Origin of the sequence: Paraburkholderia fungorum, from assembly GCF_046027215.1 — a bacterium.
Taxonomy (GTDB): Bacteria; Pseudomonadota; Gammaproteobacteria; order Burkholderiales; family Burkholderiaceae; genus Paraburkholderia; species Paraburkholderia fungorum_D.
The window spans coordinates 2,406,019-2,425,179 of sequence record NZ_JAQQEN010000001.1; the positions used below are offsets into that span (position 1 = coordinate 2,406,019).

The window sequence follows — 19,161 nt, forward strand, 5'->3', positions numbered from 1 at the left end:
TAAATCATGAACGATCAGAACACATTGCTTCAGATTGACGGCGTCACCAAAATCTTCCCCGGTGTGCGGGCGCTCGACGACGTCACGTTCTCAGTGCTCGCGGGCGAAGTACACGGTCTCGTTGGCGAGAACGGCGCGGGCAAGTCCACACTCATGGCGGTTGCGTCCGGCGCGCTCGTCCCCGAAACGGGACGCGTCGTTATCAATGGTGTGGAAACCAGGGGCGATACCGACGAGGCGCGGCGACTCGGATTGGCGATCGTGCGTCAGGAACCGGCTTTAATGCCCGATCTGACCGTCGCAGAGAATCTCTACCTCGGCGTACCTGCGGAGCAACGTCCGTCGCTCATGCGAACGGGCGAATGGGCACACCAACTCCTTCAGCAATGGAGTGACGATGTCTCGATTGACGCGAGCGAGCGCGTGTTGAGCTTAAACCCTGAACAACGCTTCATTGTCGAGATCGTTAAGGCACTCGCCGCCAAACCTAAGGTTCTGGTCCTGGATGAACCGACCGAACATCTGTTGGCGGAGGACGTCGACCGTCTCTTTGAACGCATTCGTAAAGTCACTGCGTCAGGCTGTTCGGTCGTCTATATCTCGCACCGCATTCGCGAAGTACAAAAAATCGCCAATCGTCTTACCGTGCTCCGTGATGGACAAGGGCAAGGGACTTACGACGCGACTGGCCTCAGTGAGCAGCAGATCGTCGAACTCATCGTCGGCGGGACGCTTGACCGGGATTTCCCCGCCAAAGCCGGAAATGACGGCGTCGGCATGGTTCTCGATGTGGCGTCGCTACGCGGTGCGGGTTTCACCGATGTATCGCTTCAGGTCCGGGAGGGAGAAATCGTGGGCCTGGCTGGCATAGACGGCAATGGCCAGCGCGAGTTCATGCGCGCCCTTGCCGGTCTGGCCCGAAGCCGCGGCAACGTCACCGTGAACGGGAAGCCTGCAAAGCTGCGGAACTCTCGGGCTGCCGCCGCTTCAGGTATTCGCTGCCTTCCGGGTGACCGGCACAGGGAAGGCATCTTCGGTGACCTATCCGTGCGCGAGAACTTCTCGATTCGCAGTCTTCCGTTTGACTCCATCAAAGGCTGGATCAGCCAGCGAAGTGAAGCAAGGCGCACCAAACTGGCAGTAGCCGGTTTCGCCGTCAAGACGCCGTCCGTCGAGACGCCAATCCGCTCCCTGTCGGGAGGCAATCAGCAGAAGCTGGTCCTGGCGAGTGTCCTCGCAAGCAAACCCGAGGTCCTCCTCGTCGACGAACCGACGCAAGGTGTCGACATTGGCGCCCGGATGGAAATCTACAAAGTGCTTCGCCAGGCGGCTGCAACCGGCACCGCTGTCATTGTCGTTTCCTCGGACGCGATGGAAGTAGCGGGTCTGTGCGACCGCGTGTTGATTTTCTCTCGTGGGCACATCGTAAAGGAACTGCGCGACGCGGCCGTCAGCGAAAATAACATCACCTCTGCGGTGCTGACCGCGACCACCGAACGTGAGAGGGGGTCGGCAAGCATCTCTCGATTCTGGAAGTGGGCTGCGGGAGACTGGGCCCCTCTTTTCATGCTTGCACTGGCAATCTGCGCGCTGGGTCTCTATGCAGCGCATGTCAACGAAACCTATCTGTCCACACGAAACCTGAGCGGGATGTTGGCACTGGTGGCGACGCTAGCCATCGTCGCATATGGGCAGCAGGCGCTAATGCTCGTTGGGGGTATCGATCTGTCTGTCGGTCCTCTGATGGGCTTAATGGTCGTTATACAGTCCTTCTTCCTGAACGATGGATCCCCTTTGGGACATCAACTGTCGGGATGGGTCATTGTATTTCTCGTCGCCATAGCCGTCGGGCTGGTGAACTGGGTCCTGGTCGGGCCGTTCCGACTGCACCCAATGGTTGCGACGCTGGCGACCTACATGGCCTTGCAAGCGGTTTCCCTGCTGTTACGCCCCGTTCCGGGCGGCCTGATCGCTGATTCGGTGGTCGAGACAATCGGTATGCAGGCCGGATTCATACCGGTTATCGCGATTATTGCCATCTTGCTCGCAGTCACGCTTGAGTTTGCTCTATTCAGGACCAGGCCTGGTCTTACGTTTCGTGGCGTGGGTTCACGGCTCGAAGCTGCCCGCATGGCCGGTGTTCGCCCGCAACTGACCTTGCTTTCGGCTTATGTGGGTTGCTCACTCCTCGCGGGCGTCGCCGCTGTGCCGATGATGGCGCAGGTGGGATCCGGCGACCCGAGTGCGGGCATCAACTACACGCTGGCTAGCATCGCTGCCGTCGTCATCGGCGGAGCAAGCCTCTTTGGTGGACGCGGGTCCTTTGTCGGCTCCCTGCTCGGCGCCCTTCTCATCATCCAGGTGAATGTGGTCACCTCATTTCTGGACATTGGCGATTCGTGGCAGTCGTATCTGTTGGGCGGAATGATCCTCGCGTCTGTCGCCCTCTATTCCAAGAGCAGAGAAATGGCGGTGGCAAAATGAGAAAGGTCATGAACAATCAAACGGACGTGGTTCTGGATCTCTTACGCTCGCTGACCGCGAAGTCGAGGTCAGTTAGAGGCCCCGCATTCAGTGAGTTCTCCTGGATCTGGGTCGGATTGATACTTCTCTTCGCGGTCAGTTCAGTGGTCGCGCCAGGCACCATGACCCGTGGTTCGATTCTGGCCATGCTTCCGTTCGCCGGCATCCTCGCCATTGTCGCAACGGGCCAGACCCTCGTCATCCAGCAACGGGGGCTCGACATGTCCGCCATCGGAATGGTCTCACTTGCCGGCGTGGTGATGGCGCGGACCGGATCTGGTTTCGATTCCATCATCCTTGCCGTGATATTCACCATGTGCGTGGGGGCGATTATCGGAATCGGCAATGGAATATTGGTCTCGAAGTTCGCCATTACACCGTTGGTTGCAACGTTGGCAGTCAACGCGCTGCTCATTGGCGGCGTCCGCTCGCTAACCGGCAATGTTCCAGTCAACGTTCCGACCATCATGGAGACGATCTCACACGCCCAGTTCATTGGTTTGCCCGCGAATGTACTGTTCGCCTTCGCTTTCGTGGTAACGGCGTGGTTCATCACCCGGAAAACCGCGATCGGACGCCGGTTTGTCGCTGTGGGTGTCAATCCGCGCGCGGCGGAAGCTGCTGGGGTGAGGGTCCTGCAATACAGGATCGGCGCTTACGTCGCGTCTGCGGCGTGCTTCTCTGCCGCCGGAATGCTCCTTGCAGGATTCATTGGTAGCGCTTCAGCGACGTCCGGGAACGACTACCTGCTTCCCGCCATTGCGGCGGTAGTTGTAGGCGGCACGCCATTCACTGGCGGGAAAGGCAGCGTTATTGCCAGCGCCGTCGCGGCGTTGTTCATGGCGCAGCTCGGCCAACTCGTGCTGGCACTTGGTGCGGGGCCCGCCGTTCAGTTGCTGGTGCAGGCGTGCGCGATTCTGCTCGCCACCACCGTGCGCCATCTGCCGACAGCGGTAAGAACGTTTCGCAAACGCTCGTAGTGGATTCAGAACCGAACGTCCGATCGGTTCGAATTGCATCAAAGCGGCCGACCTGACTTTGCATGCCGATTGCAGCGACCCGGAAGAGGTCGCCACGCGATCTCTGGAGACTCTTTTAAAGTGAGGATACCGAAATGAAAAAGATAGTTTCTTGCGCAGCCCTGATGGCATGCGGCGTCTGCAATAGTTACGCGCAGAGCACCGTGACCCTGTATGGACGCGTCGCATCGGGTATTGACTTTGTCACCAACGTGGCGACACCGAACGGCCAGTCGAAAAACAATTTCAGGTTCGGCAGCAACCAGTATGGATACAGCTGGTTCGGCCTGAAAGGCGACGAAGATCTCGGAGGAGGTCTGCACGCTGTCTTTAAACTTGAAAGCCTATTCACTTCCGGAACGGGTCAGATTCCGCCTGACACGATTTTTACCCGTGATGCGTATGTGGGTTTGTCTTACGACAGCTATGGAAGTATTTGGTTCGGACGGGCCATGAGCCTAACCGATGAAACCGGCTGGTACATTGACCCGTTAGGGGAACAGGTGGGCGTAGGCGTCGGTAACTTCGCCTTCGGGCGAGCGTGGGGTCCCCGATCAAATGTTGTCACCTACAATTCGCCTACCTGGGCTGGCTTCTCGTTCCGGGTGCAAGACGGTTTTGGCAACGAGGCAGGCAATTTCCGGGGCGGACGTCAGTTCAGTGTGAGCGCACAGTACACCCTCGTCAATTTTGCTGCGTACGGAGTGTACGAAGAACTCCGCGACGCCAACGGAAAGTTCTCCGGCCTGTACACCGCGTCACGTGAATATATGGCGGGCGCCACCTACCAGTTGGGTGGGCTGAAGTTCTACGCGGGTTATCAGCAACTTGTCTCGTCAGGGCAGGACACGGTTGCCGACGCTTTTAACCCCTACGCGGCAACGCGGAGCCAGCAGGAGTGGATTGGTGCCTCTTATCAGGCAACCCCCGCCCTCGCCTTGCAAGCCGGCTGGTATCACGGCAACGTGAACCATGGCGGCGGCACCGGAAATCTAGCTGCCCTCGGCACAACCTACAACCTGTCCAAACGGACATTCCTCTACCTGACGGTCGGAGCCATGTTCAATGGAAAGCCATCAGCGTTCCCGGTTGAAACGGCCGACTCGCAACCGTTGCCCGGCCATAATCAGCAAGGCGGCTACTTTGGCATCATGCACTTCTTCTAACTGATGGCTTGACGGAGTACAGGCGCCCTGCACATCTATGGTGCCCGTCGCACACACGCGTACTCCCGGCGTTCGCACATAGCGTTGTCCACAATCAGAGCGGAGTTTGAGTCCCGGAGCTGGCATTCGCCCCGGGACGTGTCGTTACCCGGGCAGGTCGACAGGAAGGAGCAGGAGGTTCATCACTATACCAGCGGCGTAACCGTATTCTCCACGTTCAGTAAAGCTTTACCGTAGAGCTCTGCTCCAATTGCCGGGAGGACAATCGCATGACGCGCCGCAGTATTCGAATCGCGCCACCAGCGCTGCATCGGACTCGCTTCGGCGAAGCTTCCCGCGCCGTGAGCAAATATCAGCGTGTTCAGAGCGTCAGTGATGTCAGTCGCTACGACACCGGTGTCGGCCCGAACCCGAGTGCGTGTGATGTAGTCTGGAAACTCACGGCGGCGGGCCGCAGCGTCGATGTCATCCGCAGCACGAAAAGCCCGTAAATGTGCGCTGTCGATCTTCAGCGCCGCCTCCGCTACCTGCACCTGGAATACTGTCGAATCAGTCTGCCTGGTGAACGAGGTGTACGCGATCGCTCGTTGAGGTGCTTTCTCGATCACGTATTTCAGCGCGGCGTGGCCGATGCCCAACTGCGGACCTATCAGGAGGATAGACGATACCGGTCCGAATGCGGCGCGATACGCGACTTCCTCCTTGAACGGAGTGGGATACTCGCCGCGCACCAAGCAAGTTGAACTGGATGATGTACGGGTTTTCTATCATCGTCTTTGTCATTATGACGAAATGTCAAAACGGCAAACGCTCTCTCCATATGGCCAGGAAAATTCATGGACCCTCGAAGCAGAACATCTGATCGCAAGCGCTTTCTGATGCGAACCAGGCTACTGGATGCCGCGATGCGTGTTTACGTCCGGCGAGGCGGACCGAGGCCCGTGATTGATGACGTCATTCGTGAGGCGAAAGTAGCCCGAGCAACGTTCTACAACCATTTCAACTCACTTGACGAAGTGATGGCTGCTATCGGAGAAGAGTTAAGCAATCAGATGACTACGGATATCTGCCCCCTCTACAGTGTGCTGGCGGAGCCGTGGCAACGCATTTCGGTAGGATTTCGGCTCTTCCTGTTACGAGCTCTTCTGGATCAGACCTGGGCTGCGTACGTCACGCGAGTTGACGCCTGGCCTCACGACGCGTTGGTCGGGAGATACATGGCACTTGATCTTCAGAATGGCAAAGCATCCGGTCAATTTCACTACGAGCGAATCGACGCGGTAAGCGATTTCCTGAGGGGAGCATCGGCGCGTTGCATCCATGCAATCATGGAAGGTGTGGACGACCCCAATCGATACATGGACGCTAGCGTGCGTATGACGCTTGCCGGGCTTGGTTGTGCGACTGCGCTCTGCGAGCAAGGCGTCACGTTCTCGCTGGATTACCTTCAAACATGGGTGTCCGGTACGATTGGCGCCGGCAAGCCGAAGTGGATCGACAAGATCGAAACAGAAGACGGGCAGCGCTTCATGTCGTACCAACTGCCCACTTAGGTCCGCACCATGCCGACCACGACGGAAATTCAAGTCGCCGTCGCGCACCGCTGCGGCTCCGCCAGGCAAACGCAATGTCTGGCCTGAATGGGCTGGTGTTTCAAACGACTCGTATACGTCTGCCGATTTCAGCCGACTCCTCTATTGCTCGAAGCGTCCTGTGAAGATCGACCGCATTGTCGAAGTTCGGCGCAGTTCGAGTTCCGTGACGTAGATCGTTGGCCATCAACCTGTAGATGCCCGCGACATTGCGCGCCATGACAGCGCCTTCGGGCCCTGCGTGTTGGGCTGTCGGATGCAGGAGGTCACGATAACCATCCTCGCCTTTACGCCCTCCTTCCACGCGTAATGGTGAAATATTGATCACCGGGATCTCATTGGCTGTGGCTGTCAGGCGGAGATCCCCTTCCGTTCCATTGATTTCCCATAGCAGACGTGTTCCGCATGGCAGACCGCCGCGAAGTCGGAACGATAGCGGTACACCGGATTGAAGCACGGCATTAACCATTAACTGGTCCGGCGTGTTCATCGGGATCATTTCATCCGTTTCGATTACCCGCACAGTTTGCCGGCGTCGTGCCATCATCGCGCCGACCGCTTCGATCGGTCCGAGCACACTCTGCACGGCGCCAATCGCATGACCGCCGATCACGGAAAGCATGGTCGCGCCATTTTTTGAATCCATGACATAAGCGTCATCCTGTGAAACATCGATTCCCCAGGTCAGTCCGGATCCAATGTACGTGGATGAAAGAACCTCTCCAACATACCCCTCGGCGACTAGCTTGCGGACGTGTTCCACTTCGGGTGATGCAATCGCCTGGATGCCTACCACCCCGAGTAGCTTGCTGGCAGTTGCCAGCTCTGCGAGTTCGACAGTTTCTGTCAACCCGTTGCCGAGCGGCCATTCGCAATAGACGCTCTTACCCGCGTGAAGCGCTTCAAGCACCAACTCCCGATGATGTGGGACCTTTACCGTCACAGCGACGACATCAACATCGGGAGAATTGATGAGTTCCGATGCATTCGCGAAGGCTCGTGGCAGTTCAAAAGCCGCCGCAGCGACCATGGCGCTCGCCTTGCTCGTATTGGCAACGCCTGCAATTTCGAACTCGTCAGGTAAGGCACGAAGCGCGGGTATATGGGCCGCACTTGCCCAGCCGCGGCCCGCGCTCAATCCGATGATACCGACGCGAAATCGCTTATCCATGGTCAGTTGCCTCGAGCGTGATGCGCTTTGGCGAGCCGCGCCGCCGAAGCGCTATTCTGTATCAGAGACCGTACTTGTACGACGGATCATCGCGGTCGCGCCGCCCATAATTCCAGTCGCCCAGCGGCGCCGCATCGGAGCTCACTGGAATCGTTCGCTCCGAGTCGTACACAACAATACGGTCAGCAATACGCCATTCGTCGCTACGCTTCTCCAGCCGATCCACGTATCGCACGTTCACAATCCAGTCCGCAGCGGGCTTGCCATCTAGCGGTTTCGTTCGGTGAAAGGCTTGCGCGTAATGCTCCGCGAAAGCCACATTGCCTTCAACTTTCACAAACTGGTTGCCGGTGAAATGCATCGTGGTCTCGAAGAGCGGTAGAACTTCTCCGGCCCATTTGATGAATCCTTCGACTCCCCCTTCGTAAGCCCCATGCCGGTCGATTGCATCCGGGTGGTAGCACGACCGCACCAGATCGAAGTCCATGCGGTCGATGCCCCGGCAGTAGCGCGTATGGACCTCGCGAATCTCCGCCTTGTCCTGAAGTTCCTGACTCTTCGAATCCAATTTGTGTCTCCCAGTTCAGATAGAAACCCTGATCAAAGCCATCACGAATTTGATGATTGATCTATGTCATATCGTCCTATATCGAATAATGCTTCCAGGAATGACTTTAGTCAAGGCACCAGGGAGATTCCCCAAGTTTCCTTGACATCAGGCATTCCTAAACACATCATTCGATATAAATCGATTCGATGCAGCATGATGCGGAAGACAGTGCGGCGTCGTCGAAGCGCGAACGGTCGCACACAGCGGGTATTCAACGAAAGCAAGGAGACAACATGGAAAGCAAAAGCGCCCGGAAAGCTATTCGAAGTGCCGGACTACTCGTGTCGACGAGCCTGGTTTGTGCATCCGCATTCCCGGCAGAGAACTCAGTGACAAACCACCATGCGGATATTGGGGCAATGTGCGGGACGAAGCCGATGGTGGTCGGTCTGGCGGATGGATACGGTGGCAACACATGGCGCAAGACCGCGCTTGCCGAACTCAAAGACGAGTTGAGCCACTGCAGGAACGTGACCCGATTCATTTACACCAACGCCAACGGCGATCAGCAGAAAGCCAACTCCGACATCAACAGCATGGTTGCGCAGGGCGTGAACGTGCTGGTCATGGTTCCCGACTTTGGTGCCGCACAGCTTCCTGCCATCAGAGCCGCCACCAGGGCAGGCGTGGCTGTCGTGCCGTATATTGCACGGGTGCCGGGAACCGCCGGCCACGACTGGGTCGACAACGTCACGCAGGACTCGCACGGAGTTGGACTCCTTTGGGCCGACTGGCTAGGCACGAATGTCAGGAAAGGCAACGTGATCTTCATGGGCGGAACGGCAGGCGCCAGCACGTCGCAGAACTTCATGGACGGGCTCAAGGCCGGACTGCAAAAATATCCTGACCTTAAGCTATTGAACGATCAGTTCATCGCGACGAACTGGAATCCAGCAGACGCGCAAAAGGCGACCGCGGGACTCATTGCAAAATATCCGCGCATCGACGCGATCGTGACAGACTATGGTGTCACGGCGCTCGCCGCCGCCAAGGCCTTTGAGCAGGCGAACCTTCCGGAGCCGGCGATCGTAACCATCGGTAGCAACAACGAACTTAACTGCCGCTTCATCGCAGCAGAGAAGTCTGGGAAAGGATTCCGCTATTTCACGCTCGACGGCACGACGTCTTATATACGGTTCGCCGCGCGACGCGCGATCGCTGCCTACCAGGGTACGGCGGATCACGAGTCTTCAGCCGTTCTGCCGTTCCCTTTTGCGGACAGTGCCAAGGGTCTTGATCCCAGGTGCGACCCCACTGCGCCGCCTGATGCCGACCTGTCGTCGCCACTCCCGCCCGAAAAGTTGAAAGCGGTGCTCCAGCAGTAGCGAGTCACGACTACCCTCAATCTGCGCGTCCTCCGGGTGGTGTTCCACCGCCTGACAGGACGCGTCCTTCGTTGAGTGAGGCTGTGAAGCTGACCGTACCATCTCGCTGCGCCTGCGCCTGGTACTCCGTCGCACCTCAGACAGCACCCTTCAGACATTCTTCCGCGCGCCAGCCGTGCAGCCATTGCAGTGCGTCATAGAACTGCTCCTGCTTGCGGCCGACCCAAAGGGAATTCCGAACCTGTCGCTCGACGCCCTTCGCGTGATAGATCCGGCCCATCTCACGTGCCGAATACAGCACGCGCGCCGTGCGCGGAATGCGTGCGGTCTCGTAGAGCCTGAACGCCGCTTCGAAATCGCCGTCCGTCGCAGCGACAGCCGCACCCAGCGTGACGGCATCTTCGAGCGCCTGGCAGGCGCCTTGCGCCAGGTATTGCGTCATCGGATGCGCGGCGTCACCGAGCACCGTCGCGCGTCCAAAGCTCCAGTGCTCGACGGGGTCCCGGTCTGCTGTGGCCCAGCGCTTCCATGAGGTCGGCCGATCGAGCATCTGATGCGGCAACGGATGAATGCCTTCGAAATAGGACAGCACTTCCTGCTTGCTGCCTTCGCGCACGCCCCATTCCTCCTTCTCGCGACTGTGGAACGTGACGACGAGGTTATATTGGCGGCCGCCGCGCAGCGGATAGTGCACGAGGTGGCAATGCGGACCGGCCCACACCACAGGCGCATTGATCTGCAAATCCTCCGGCATGTTTTCGGCTTCAACGACGGCGCGATACACGACATGCCCTGTCACGCGATGCTCGTCGCCGATCAGCGCCTTGCGTATCGCCGACTTCACGCCATCGCAACCGATCACGGCATCCGCGTGGTACCGCTCGCCGTTCTGATCAATGACAGTCACGCCGTCTGCAGTCTGGTCGAGCTCGCAGACCTGCGTGTTGGTGCGGAACTGGATCAACGCATGGTCCTTCACCGCTTCGAGAATCGACAGATGAATGTCGGCACGATGAATCACCGCGTACGGATTGCCAAAGCGCGCCCGATACGGAGCGCCGACATCGATCCGCATCACTTCCTTTGCATCAAGCGCATCCATCAATTTCAGGTAGTCCGTGAATACGGCGCGGCTGCGCGCCGCCTCGCCGACGCCCAGCGCGTCGAGTGCGTTAAACGCGTTGGCGGCCAGCTGGATCCCCGCGCCGATTTCCTGGATCTCAGGCGCCTGTTCGAGCAGTTGCACGCGAATGCCTTGACGCGCGAGCGCCAGCGCGGTGGCCAGTCCGCCAATGCCGCCGCCGATCACGAGTACGCGCCGGTCTTTGCTTTTTGTCTCACTCATGACTGTCTCCACTCTCCAATACTGCAATCAGGCGATGTAATCGGGCTGGCGCTGCGGCTGCGCGGCGTCGAACGCCGGGTGTTTCGATGCGTGTGCATAGACGGCGAGACTGCGCGGGTACGGACTCAGATCGCAGTCCATGCGCAGCGCGTTGGCGATCTGTGGCGCGAGGCACACGTCGGCGAGCGTCGGTTGCGCGCCAAAGCACCACGCACCTGCGTTGCTGCGTTCGAGCATGCGCTCGACGCCTGCCATGCCCTCTGCGATCCAGTGCCGATACCACGCGCTCTTCTGCTGCGGCGTGACCTTGAGTTCCGTTTCCAGATATCGCAACACCCGCAGGTTATTCACCGGATGGATGTCGCACGAGATCAGCGAAGCCAATTCGAGTACGCGCGCACGCAGTCCCGGTTCGAGCGGAATCAGCCGCGGCTCGGGGTACTTCTGATCGAGGTAATCGATGATCGCGAGCGACTGGCCGAGTCTGAAATCTCTGTCGACCAGCGCAGGCACAGTCGCGGACGGATTCACGCTCGCCACATAGTCCGCTTCGCGATGTTCGCCGACGCGGATGTTGACGGGCAGCGTCTCATACGCGAGTCCCTTGAGCGCGAGCGCAATGCGCACGCGGTACGACGTCGAACTGTTGAAGAAGCTATGAAGTTGCACGGGTAGATCTCCGATCAATGCAGATTACGTATTTCAGACCACGTGCACCGTGACTTCCCCAAGATGCTCGACGCCGACCTTCATCGTGTCGCCCTTCACCACCGCTCCGACGCCTTCGGGCGTGCCCGTGAAAATCACATCGCCCGGTTCGAGGCGGAAAAACTTCGACAGATACGCAACCGTCTCCGCGACCGACCAGATCAGATGCGACACATCGCTCTTCTGTTTGGTCTCGCCGTTAACGGTCAACCACAGGCCGGCGTTCTCGAAGTGACCGGCCTCGCTTGCCGGATGAATCGGCCCGATCGGCGCCGAGCGGTCAAACGCCTTGCCAATCTCCCAGGGGCGGCCCATCTCGCGCATCTTCATCTGCAGATCGCGGCGCGTCATATCGAGGCCGACTGCGTAACCCCATACGTGATCGAGTGCCTGTTCGAGCGGGATATCCGCGCCGCTCTTGCCGATCACGGCGACGAGTTCGGCTTCGTAGTGGTAGTTCTGTGTCTGCGACGGGTAAGCCAGCTCAAGCGTTTCGCCATACGCGACGGGCACGATGGCATCGGTCGGCTTGCAGAAGAAGAACGGCGGCTCGCGATCGGGATCGAAGCCCATTTCGCGCGCATGCGCCGCGTAATTGCGGCCCACGCAATAGACGCGGCGCACCGCGAATTGAGCGTCGCTGCCGGCGACGGGAATAGCGACGGGTGCTTCGGGCGGGAAAACAAAAGCCATGATGAGTTCGACTCGATAGATAAAGGATTGATCACGCAGCGCAAACGCGGTGCGTAGGAAACAAAGTGACGCGTCTAGCTACGCTCTTCGCGCAGCAGATTCAGCGCGGCGAGCACAGGACGATCCGAATAGCTGAACAGCACGCTTTCCGCCGACGCCGCCAGTTGCACGGGCGTCCAAGACGGCGCGACGAACAGGTCGTGCGGCTCGAACGTGAATTCGTCGTTGCCGATCCTGACCGTGCCCTTGCCTTCGACCACGCAGTAGATCGTTGCATCGGTGCTGCGATACGTGCGGCCCTTGAAGCCCGCAGGCAGGTATTGCATGAAGGTCGCAATGGTCGGCATCGGCCAGCCGCCCGTTGCCGGATTCACGTAACGGAGCTTCACGCCGTCCCATTCGTCGAGTTCGCCTCTGCGGTACAGCGCGTCGAGCGCTTCACGGCTGCGTGCGTACGGGTAGCTGAAAATCGGCGACGTGGGATCGGACACGCGATGCCGCACCGGCACCATGTTGTGGCCAAAGCGCGCGAAACTGTCGCCCTCGCGGCGCGACACGGGCTGCGTCATCTCCGGGTAGTTCTCGGCGAAACCAGCGTCCATCTGCGCGACGAGCGGAATATCGAGGCCATCGAGCCACACCACGGGCTCTCCGCCCTCTTCCGCGGCAGGATTACCGTGGTCGTGCCATGTCCACGACGGCGTGATGATGAAGTCGCCCGGATGCATCGTCGTGCGTTCGCCGTTGACGGCCGTCCACGCGCCCTTGCCTTCGACGATGAAGCGCAGCGCTGACTGCGTATGACGATGGCTCGGCGCGATTTCGCCGGGCAGGATCAACTGAAGCCCGGCGTAGAGGTTCGGCGTCATGCTCGACTTGCCGGGCAGGCCTGGGTTTTCGAGCACCAGCACGCGGCGCACGGCTTCTTCCGCGCTGATCACGGAACCCGCCTGCATCACCAGGTCGCGCACCTGCGCGTACTTCCAGATCGCGGGCTGCGCTTTCGGTTGCGGCGCTTTCGGCACGAGATTGTGCAGCGACTCCCAAAGCGGGGCCATACGCTGCTGGGCAATCTGCTCGTAATAAGCCGCGCGCGATCCGCCCGGATTGTTATTCGACATTCGCGTCTCCTGTGTGGTGTCTCGCGGGCCGAACGCGCTAATTGCTGATCGCGACGCCTTGATGGATCCCGCACGATATTTATATGCGACAGTGCTATGCCCAGTAAAATGGTGAAATCATCTGATCCATACGGTTTTGGATATACCTGCGAGCGGGATGTGCGACAAACCGTGACTGGAGGGCTTCGCCATGGACTGGACTTACCGCCTGCGTTTGAGGCACTTGCAGGTACTGCTGAGCCTCGCGAGCACGGGCAACCTCAGCCAATCGGCAGCGGCGCTCAACACGACCCAGCCGGCGCTGTCGAAATGGCTAAAGGAACTGGAAGAAGACGTCGGCCTGCCCCTCTTCGAGCGGCACGCACGCGGTCTGCGGCCCACGTCGTACGGCGAGGCGCTGATCGAGCACGCGCGCCGGATCGAAGCGCATCTCGACCTTGCGCGCGATGACATGCAGGCACTGCGCGCGGGCGGCAGCGGTCTGGTCAGTATTGGGACGTCGGGGGTATCGGCGGCGGACACGGTGCCGCTCGCCGTGGCGCGGCTTCTCGAACGTATCCCGCGCGCGCAGGTGCGGCTTGTCGAAGGCACGATGAATCTGTTGATGCCGCAGCTTGCGCGCGGGGAACTCGATATCGTCGTCGGCCGTTCGGGTCAGCAGTACGACGATCCGCAACTGCAGACCGCGCCGCTGTATACGGAGCCGATCAATTTCGTCGCACGGCACGATCATCCGCTTACGGAAAAGGCGAAGCTCGGCTGGGACGACGTGCTCGCGTATTCGTGGATCGTCTGGCCGCAGGGCACGCCCGTGCGCAATGCGCTCGAGACGGCACTCGCGGCGGCGGGACGCACGCTGCCCGATCACTGCGTCGAATCGAATTCGTCGATTCTCAATCTCACGCTGCTGAACAACACCGATCTGGTGGGCGTCGCCTCGCATCGTGCCGCGTTACGCTTCGAGCAGTTGAAGGCGCTGGGTATTCTGCCCATTCAACTCGAGGGCTTTGGCTCAGTGTCGGTTTACTGGCACGCCGAGAACATCAATCGCTCAGCGGTGGCCATGGCATTGGAAAGTCTCCGCGCTTTCGCGGACCCCCACATGAAAGAATGGCACACCGCTTAAAGCCTCAGACGCTACCGCCAGTTCAATCCACGACTGAGTCGTTTTGGGCCGACTGGTTCAGGTTCGTTTCGATCTGATGCATCACTTTCCAGAAAGTGCGCATATCCTTCTGGGTGATACCCTCGAGTGACGCCGAAATCATGCCGGTCAGTTCAGGCAGCATCTCATCTACCAGCCGTTTGCCCTCCGCCTGCAGCGCGACAAAGTACTTTCGTCTGTCATTCGGGTCCCGGGTTCGCTGCACGAGGCCACGCTTTTCAAGGTTATCCAGCGCAGGCACCGCCGTGGTGGAGGCAATGCCCACCCGCTTGCTGAGCTCCAGCTGGTTCAGTTCACCGCGCTCTGCCAGTACACGAAGGTAGTACCAGTACGCGATAGCGAGGTTCTCCCTGTCAAGGATCTTCTGCGCCTGTGCGTCGTAGAGCCGGTGCACCGTTCGCGCCATCCACGGCACCGTCCTGCCGCGATCATCGAATACGTCAGAAGGTTCTTTCGCTCCCGGTCCCGGTCGCACAGCAACGTTCATCGCTGATTTGGCCGCAGTAGAGTTTGGCTTGGGCATTCGCTCATTCCTTGACATAAAGGTGGCCAGTCGGAGCGGAGCCGATTGGCAAAAATACGACGATTGCAGGCATCCTGCCAGGGGATTCCCTAAGGGACCTTGACTTTGTTCATCCTGAATCACATCATTCGATATAAATCTATCTTAGATGGAATCATCTTTGCGCAGATAATCCGTCGCGAGGAAGATCATACAACAGGTGCTGACGCATCCGTCCAAATCCGCAAAGCCTCTTATGGTGCGGTACGGCAAACACGAGCCATGAGCCGGGCTCGGTAGTCCGGCGGGTTCCGTCAGCGTCAACGTCCCGGATCGGTTATCGCGCCCAGCACTGGGCGCATGTGAGCTCAGGAGCGACTCCATGCAAAGACACATTCTCGTCCTCATACTGTGGCTGATGCCGTTCGCGCTACGCATGGCGGCGCGGAAGTTTCCGTCCGTCCGTGAACATCTCGGCTCGGGACACTGGGTCATCCAGCTTCGGCTACGGGACAATAGCCTCGCGAGGCAACTCCATTTCGCAAACGGCACGGTGTCCGCGCGGTGGGGCGTAAACCCCAAGCCCGATGCCGAGCTTGTCTTCATGGACGTGGCCACGGCACGTCAGATGCTTGCGCCCACGACCGATCACGCGTTCCTGATTGATGCGCTCAAGAACTTCAAGATCACGCAAGGCGGCAGTGATCGGGCGCTGGTCTGGTTCGGGCAACTGGTGAACACGATGAAGACGGCCTCCTGGCGCACGGGTACCCCGATGAAGGATGGCACCACCCGTTACGTCACGCTCACCAATGGCGGACCGGTCTTTGTTTTCGTCAAGGATGGCAAGATCATCCGCACAACACCCATTGATCTGGCGGAGGAGGACGGACCCAGCTGGACCATCAGCGCACGCGGTCACCGGTTTTCGCCTGCACGACGCGCAACCGTCAGTCCGCACGCACTCTCGCTCAAATCCCTCGTCTATTCCGACAAGCGAATTCTTTACCCTATGAAGCGGGTCGATTTCGACCCCAAGGGCGAACGCAATCTCCAGAACCGGGGCAAGTCGGGCTACGAGCGGATCAGTTGGGACGAAGCGCTCGACATTGTCGTCGGCGAAATTCGCCGTATGAAGCAGGAGCATGGTCCCGGTGCCATCGCGATGGCCACGGGTGCGCATCATCAGTGGGGAAACGTCAACTACTACCTGAGCGCCATGCAGCGCTTCGGTAACCTGATCGGCTACACCCGCGTCGAAATGAGCCCGATTAGCTGGGAAGGCTGGTACTGGGGTGCCATGCATCATTACGGCAACAGCCTGCGCCTGGGCACGCCGAGCTTTTACGGCACGACGCAGGACTGTCTTGAGCACGCAGAGGTGATCGTCTTCTGGTCGAGCGATCCGGAATCGACCAATGGCGTGTACGCCGGATTCGAGGGCACCGAGCGCCGCTTGTGGGCCCGGCAGCTCGGGATACAGTTCATTCACATCGATCCCTACCTGACGCAATCCGCCCAGTTGCTCGGTGGAAAATGGCTACCGATCAAGCCCGGCACCGATTCGGCACTCGCGATCGCCATCATGCATGAATGGATGATCAGCGACACCTACGATCAGGAATACGTAGCATCAAAAACGACGGGCTTCGCCGAATGGCGTGCTTATGTTCTCGGTGAAGAGGACGGCACGCCGAAGACGCCAGAGTGGCAGGAAGCCGAAACCGGTATTCCCGCGAAAGATGTCCGCAGCCTCGCGAAGGTGTGGGCGTCAAAGAAGACCTACCTCGCTGCAGGAGGCCTCGGCGCAGGCTTTGGCGGAGCATGCCGCACCGAGGCGGGAGCCCAATGGACACGAAGCCTCGTCATGATGATGGCCATGCAGGGATGGGGGAAGCCGGGGATCAACTTTGGCAATCTGCAGATCGGCGCCCCCCAGGACCTGAACTTTTACTTTCCCGGCTACGCCGAGGGCGGCATCTCGGGCGACCTGAACTACACGGCGAGTGCGGCCAACAACTATTGCCGCATGCCTCACATCATCACGATCAATCCGGTGAAGCAGTCCATCCCTCGCCAACGGTTTGCCGAGGCAATCACTCAAGGCACGGCGGACGGCTACTTGTGGGACGGCTTCTCGGCTGAAGGACAATTTGGTCAATACTCGTATCCCAAGCTGGGCCATTCGCGGGTTCGCATGCTGTACCGCTACGGCTCGTCTTCTTTCGGCACGGTCCCGGGCTCGAACAGGCTGATCGAAGCGTATCGCCATGCATCGCTCGAGTTCGTCGTCAATCAGTCGGTATGGATGGAGAACGAAGCGCAGTTCGCGGACATCATTCTGCCGGCGTGCACCGCTCTCGAACGTGACGACATTTCCGAATGGGCAAACTGCGGCGGCTACATCCAGCATGCACAGAGCCAGCTCAATCACCGCATGATGATCATGCAGCACAAATGTATCGAGCCTCTCGGCGAATCCAGGTCCGACTATCAGATTTTCCTGGATATCCTCACAAGACTCGGCTACGGCGGCATGTACTCGGAAGGCGGCGGATCGGAACTGACGTGGTGCGAGCGGATATTCAACTCCACGGACCTACCCAAACAGACCACCTGGAAGAAATTCCTGAAGAAGGGCTATCACGTCGTGCCGCCTCCCAAGGACGATGACAGGCAGCCGGTGGACATGCGCTGGTTCGCCGAGGGCCGCACCAAAGACTTACCGGAAGCGAATCCCCTCCCCGGTGTCTATTCGACTGGATTCAGCCAGGGACTTCCAACGCAATCGGGCAAATTCGAGTTTGTTCCGTCCAGCCTGCGTCGTATCGAGCAAATCGATCCCGCGCGGCCGGCGGTCAACCGATATATCAACAGCCAGAGCGGTGTGAAGCAAAGGTTCCCGCTACAACTCGTGACCAATCATCCGGTCTACAGCTTCCATACCCAGGCTGATGGCAAGAATAGCCTCATCAGCACGATCAATGAGCATCGGATGAACGTCGGGGGCTATCGGTACTGGGTCCTGCGAATGGGCGTCAAAGATGCTGCGGCGCGCGCCCTGCAGTCGGGCGATCTGGTCCGGGTCTTCAACGCCCAGGCGTCGGTCATCTGCGCAATCGATGTCTCGCAACTCGTCAAGGATGGCGTTGCGCGTGGCAACGAATCATGCGGCGAACTCGATCTGATCCAGACCTCAGTCGGTGTCGTCGATCGCGGAGGTTGTCTCAACCTCCTGACTCCCGGGCGAAAGATGAGCCCGACCGCAGACGGAATTGTTCCCAACAGTTGCTGGGTGGAGGTAGAGAAATGGAACACCACAATGGAGAAGGCAGCATGACCGGCTGGGCACTGGTAGTCGACGTTTCGCTCTGCATCAACTGCAGAAATTGTGTGCTCTCGACCAAAGACGAGTACACCGGCAACGCGTTCCCCGGTTACTCGGCCCCTCACCCTCCGGAGGGTCTGGAAACGATCCGCGTCGAACGTCACGTGCGGGGAGAGGGTGCGCTCGTGGATGTCACCTACGTTCCGACGATGTGTAATCACTGTGACAATGCGCCGTGCGTCAAGGCGGCAGCAGATGGATCGATCTACAAGCGCCCGGACGGCGTCGTCATGATTGATCCAGTGAAGTCACGCGGCCGGCGTGATCTGGTCAAGACGTGCCCATACGGCATGATCGAATGGAACGAACAGGAACAGGTGCCACAGAACTGGAACTTTGATGCACATCTGCTCGACGCCGGATGGAAAGAGCCGCGTTGCGCGCAGGCCTGCCCGACCAGGGCAATTCGCGCGCTGGATATGCCGGACGAGGCACTGCAAGAGATGGTCAGGAAGGAAAACTTATCGGTCATCCATCCGGAGTTCGGCACGAAGCCGCGCGTTTTCTACCGGCACCTGGATGATGCGCTGAGCCACCTCGTCGCGGGCAATGTCTGCGAAGCCACCGGTGACGGTCGACTGCAAAACCTGGAAGGCGTTGAAGTTGTACTGCACGATTCCGCCGACGGGGAAGAACGCACGACAACGACAGATACTTTTGGAGACTTCCGGTTTTCTGGTCTGACGGAGCAGACGTCGACAATCGAGCTGCGGGTCAGAAAGGACGGTAGCGAGAAAGTCATCGCCACGCGAGAGCGCTCAGGAAGCGTTAACCTCGGCACGCTGCTGTACTAATGCCTGACGTCTGGTGGGGCCGCTGCCGCTGGCGGTCCC

Annotated in this window: 16 protein-coding genes; 8 read left to right on the top strand and 8 right to left on the bottom strand. The window is 59.3% G+C overall.

Annotated features, from left to right (window positions below; genetic code table 11):
- Positions 1-6: 6 nt before the first annotated feature.
- From PQR27_RS10670 to PQR27_RS10680, 3 genes are all read left to right on the top strand, one after another.
- Positions 7-2,484, top strand: coding sequence for an ATP-binding cassette domain-containing protein (locus PQR27_RS10670; RefSeq protein ID WP_408523620.1), 2,478 nt, complete (start codon positions 7-9; stop codon positions 2,482-2,484).
- Between the two features lie 8 nt (positions 2,485-2,492).
- The gene (locus PQR27_RS10675) at positions 2,493-3,503 is read left to right on the top strand and encodes an ABC transporter permease (RefSeq protein ID WP_408523621.1); all 1,011 of its coding nucleotides are present in this window, start codon (positions 2,493-2,495) and stop codon (positions 3,501-3,503) included.
- 134 nt (positions 3,504-3,637) lie between these two features.
- Positions 3,638-4,708, top strand: coding sequence for a porin (locus PQR27_RS10680; protein WP_408523622.1), 1,071 nt, complete (start codon positions 3,638-3,640; stop codon positions 4,706-4,708).
- Positions 4,709-4,893: 185 nt separating this feature from the next.
- On the opposite strand, the gene PQR27_RS10685 is transcribed toward PQR27_RS10680, so the two are convergent.
- A complete protein-coding gene (locus PQR27_RS10685; RefSeq protein WP_408523623.1) occupies positions 4,894-5,346 on the bottom strand; it encodes an acyl-CoA dehydrogenase family protein in 453 nt (150 codons plus the stop codon).
- 240 nt (positions 5,347-5,586) lie between these two features.
- Here PQR27_RS10685 and PQR27_RS10690 point away from each other — a divergent pair, with 240 nt between their 5' ends.
- Positions 5,587-6,261 (top strand): TetR/AcrR family transcriptional regulator, encoded by a 675-nt coding sequence (locus PQR27_RS10690; protein ID WP_408525457.1) that lies wholly within the window; start codon positions 5,587-5,589, stop codon positions 6,259-6,261.
- 100 nt (positions 6,262-6,361) lie between these two features.
- On the opposite strand, the gene PQR27_RS10695 is transcribed toward PQR27_RS10690, so the two are convergent.
- Together PQR27_RS10695 and PQR27_RS10700 are read right to left on the bottom strand one after the other, a co-directional pair.
- On the bottom strand, positions 6,362-7,471 hold the full coding sequence (locus PQR27_RS10695) for a Gfo/Idh/MocA family protein (RefSeq protein ID WP_408523624.1): 1,110 nt from the start codon (positions 7,469-7,471) through the stop codon (positions 6,362-6,364).
- 61 nt (positions 7,472-7,532) lie between these two features.
- Positions 7,533-8,039 (bottom strand): nuclear transport factor 2 family protein, encoded by a 507-nt coding sequence (locus PQR27_RS10700; protein WP_408523625.1) that lies wholly within the window; start codon positions 8,037-8,039, stop codon positions 7,533-7,535.
- A gap of 275 nt (positions 8,040-8,314) precedes the next feature.
- Between PQR27_RS10700 and PQR27_RS10705 the strand changes: the two genes are divergently transcribed.
- Positions 8,315-9,406, top strand: coding sequence for a substrate-binding domain-containing protein (locus tag PQR27_RS10705; RefSeq protein ID WP_408523626.1), 1,092 nt, complete (start codon positions 8,315-8,317; stop codon positions 9,404-9,406).
- Positions 9,407-9,542: 136 nt separating this feature from the next.
- Here the strand turns inward: PQR27_RS10705 and PQR27_RS10710 are convergent, their stop codons facing one another.
- From PQR27_RS10710 to gtdA, 4 genes are all read right to left on the bottom strand, one after another.
- Complete coding sequence (locus tag PQR27_RS10710) at positions 9,543-10,751, bottom strand: 3-hydroxybenzoate 6-monooxygenase (RefSeq protein WP_408523627.1); 1,209 nt, start codon at positions 10,749-10,751, stop codon at positions 9,543-9,545.
- Between the two features lie 27 nt (positions 10,752-10,778).
- Complete coding sequence (gene maiA, locus PQR27_RS10715; protein ID WP_408523628.1) at positions 10,779-11,420, bottom strand: maleylacetoacetate isomerase; 642 nt, start codon at positions 11,418-11,420, stop codon at positions 10,779-10,781.
- A gap of 33 nt (positions 11,421-11,453) precedes the next feature.
- Positions 11,454-12,152 carry a fumarylacetoacetate hydrolase family protein gene (locus tag PQR27_RS10720; RefSeq protein ID WP_408523629.1) on the bottom strand — a complete coding sequence of 233 codons (699 nt, stop codon included), beginning with the start codon at positions 12,150-12,152 and terminating at the stop codon, positions 11,454-11,456.
- Positions 12,153-12,226: 74 nt separating this feature from the next.
- Entirely contained in the window at positions 12,227-13,273 is a 1,047-nt protein-coding gene (gtdA, locus tag PQR27_RS10725) for a gentisate 1,2-dioxygenase (RefSeq protein WP_408523630.1), read from the bottom strand.
- Positions 13,274-13,463: 190 nt separating this feature from the next.
- Here gtdA and PQR27_RS10730 point away from each other — a divergent pair, with 190 nt between their 5' ends.
- Complete coding sequence (locus PQR27_RS10730) at positions 13,464-14,399, top strand: LysR substrate-binding domain-containing protein (RefSeq protein ID WP_408523631.1); 936 nt, start codon at positions 13,464-13,466, stop codon at positions 14,397-14,399.
- A 22-nt stretch (positions 14,400-14,421) separates the two neighbouring features.
- On the opposite strand, the gene PQR27_RS10735 is transcribed toward PQR27_RS10730, so the two are convergent.
- Positions 14,422-14,961: a MarR family winged helix-turn-helix transcriptional regulator gene (locus PQR27_RS10735; protein ID WP_408523632.1), complete on the bottom strand. Its 540-nt coding sequence runs from the start codon at positions 14,959-14,961 to the stop codon at positions 14,422-14,424.
- Positions 14,962-15,322: 361 nt separating this feature from the next.
- Between PQR27_RS10735 and PQR27_RS10740 the strand changes: the two genes are divergently transcribed.
- Positions 15,323-18,280 (top strand): molybdopterin-dependent oxidoreductase, encoded by a 2,958-nt coding sequence (locus tag PQR27_RS10740; RefSeq protein ID WP_408523633.1) that lies wholly within the window; start codon positions 15,323-15,325, stop codon positions 18,278-18,280.
- The gene (locus tag PQR27_RS10745) at positions 18,250-19,122 is read left to right on the top strand and encodes a 4Fe-4S dicluster domain-containing protein (RefSeq protein WP_408523634.1); all 873 of its coding nucleotides are present in this window, start codon (positions 18,250-18,252) and stop codon (positions 19,120-19,122) included. The genes PQR27_RS10740 and PQR27_RS10745 overlap by 31 nt, the downstream gene beginning before the upstream one ends.
- Positions 19,123-19,161 lie beyond the last annotated feature (39 nt).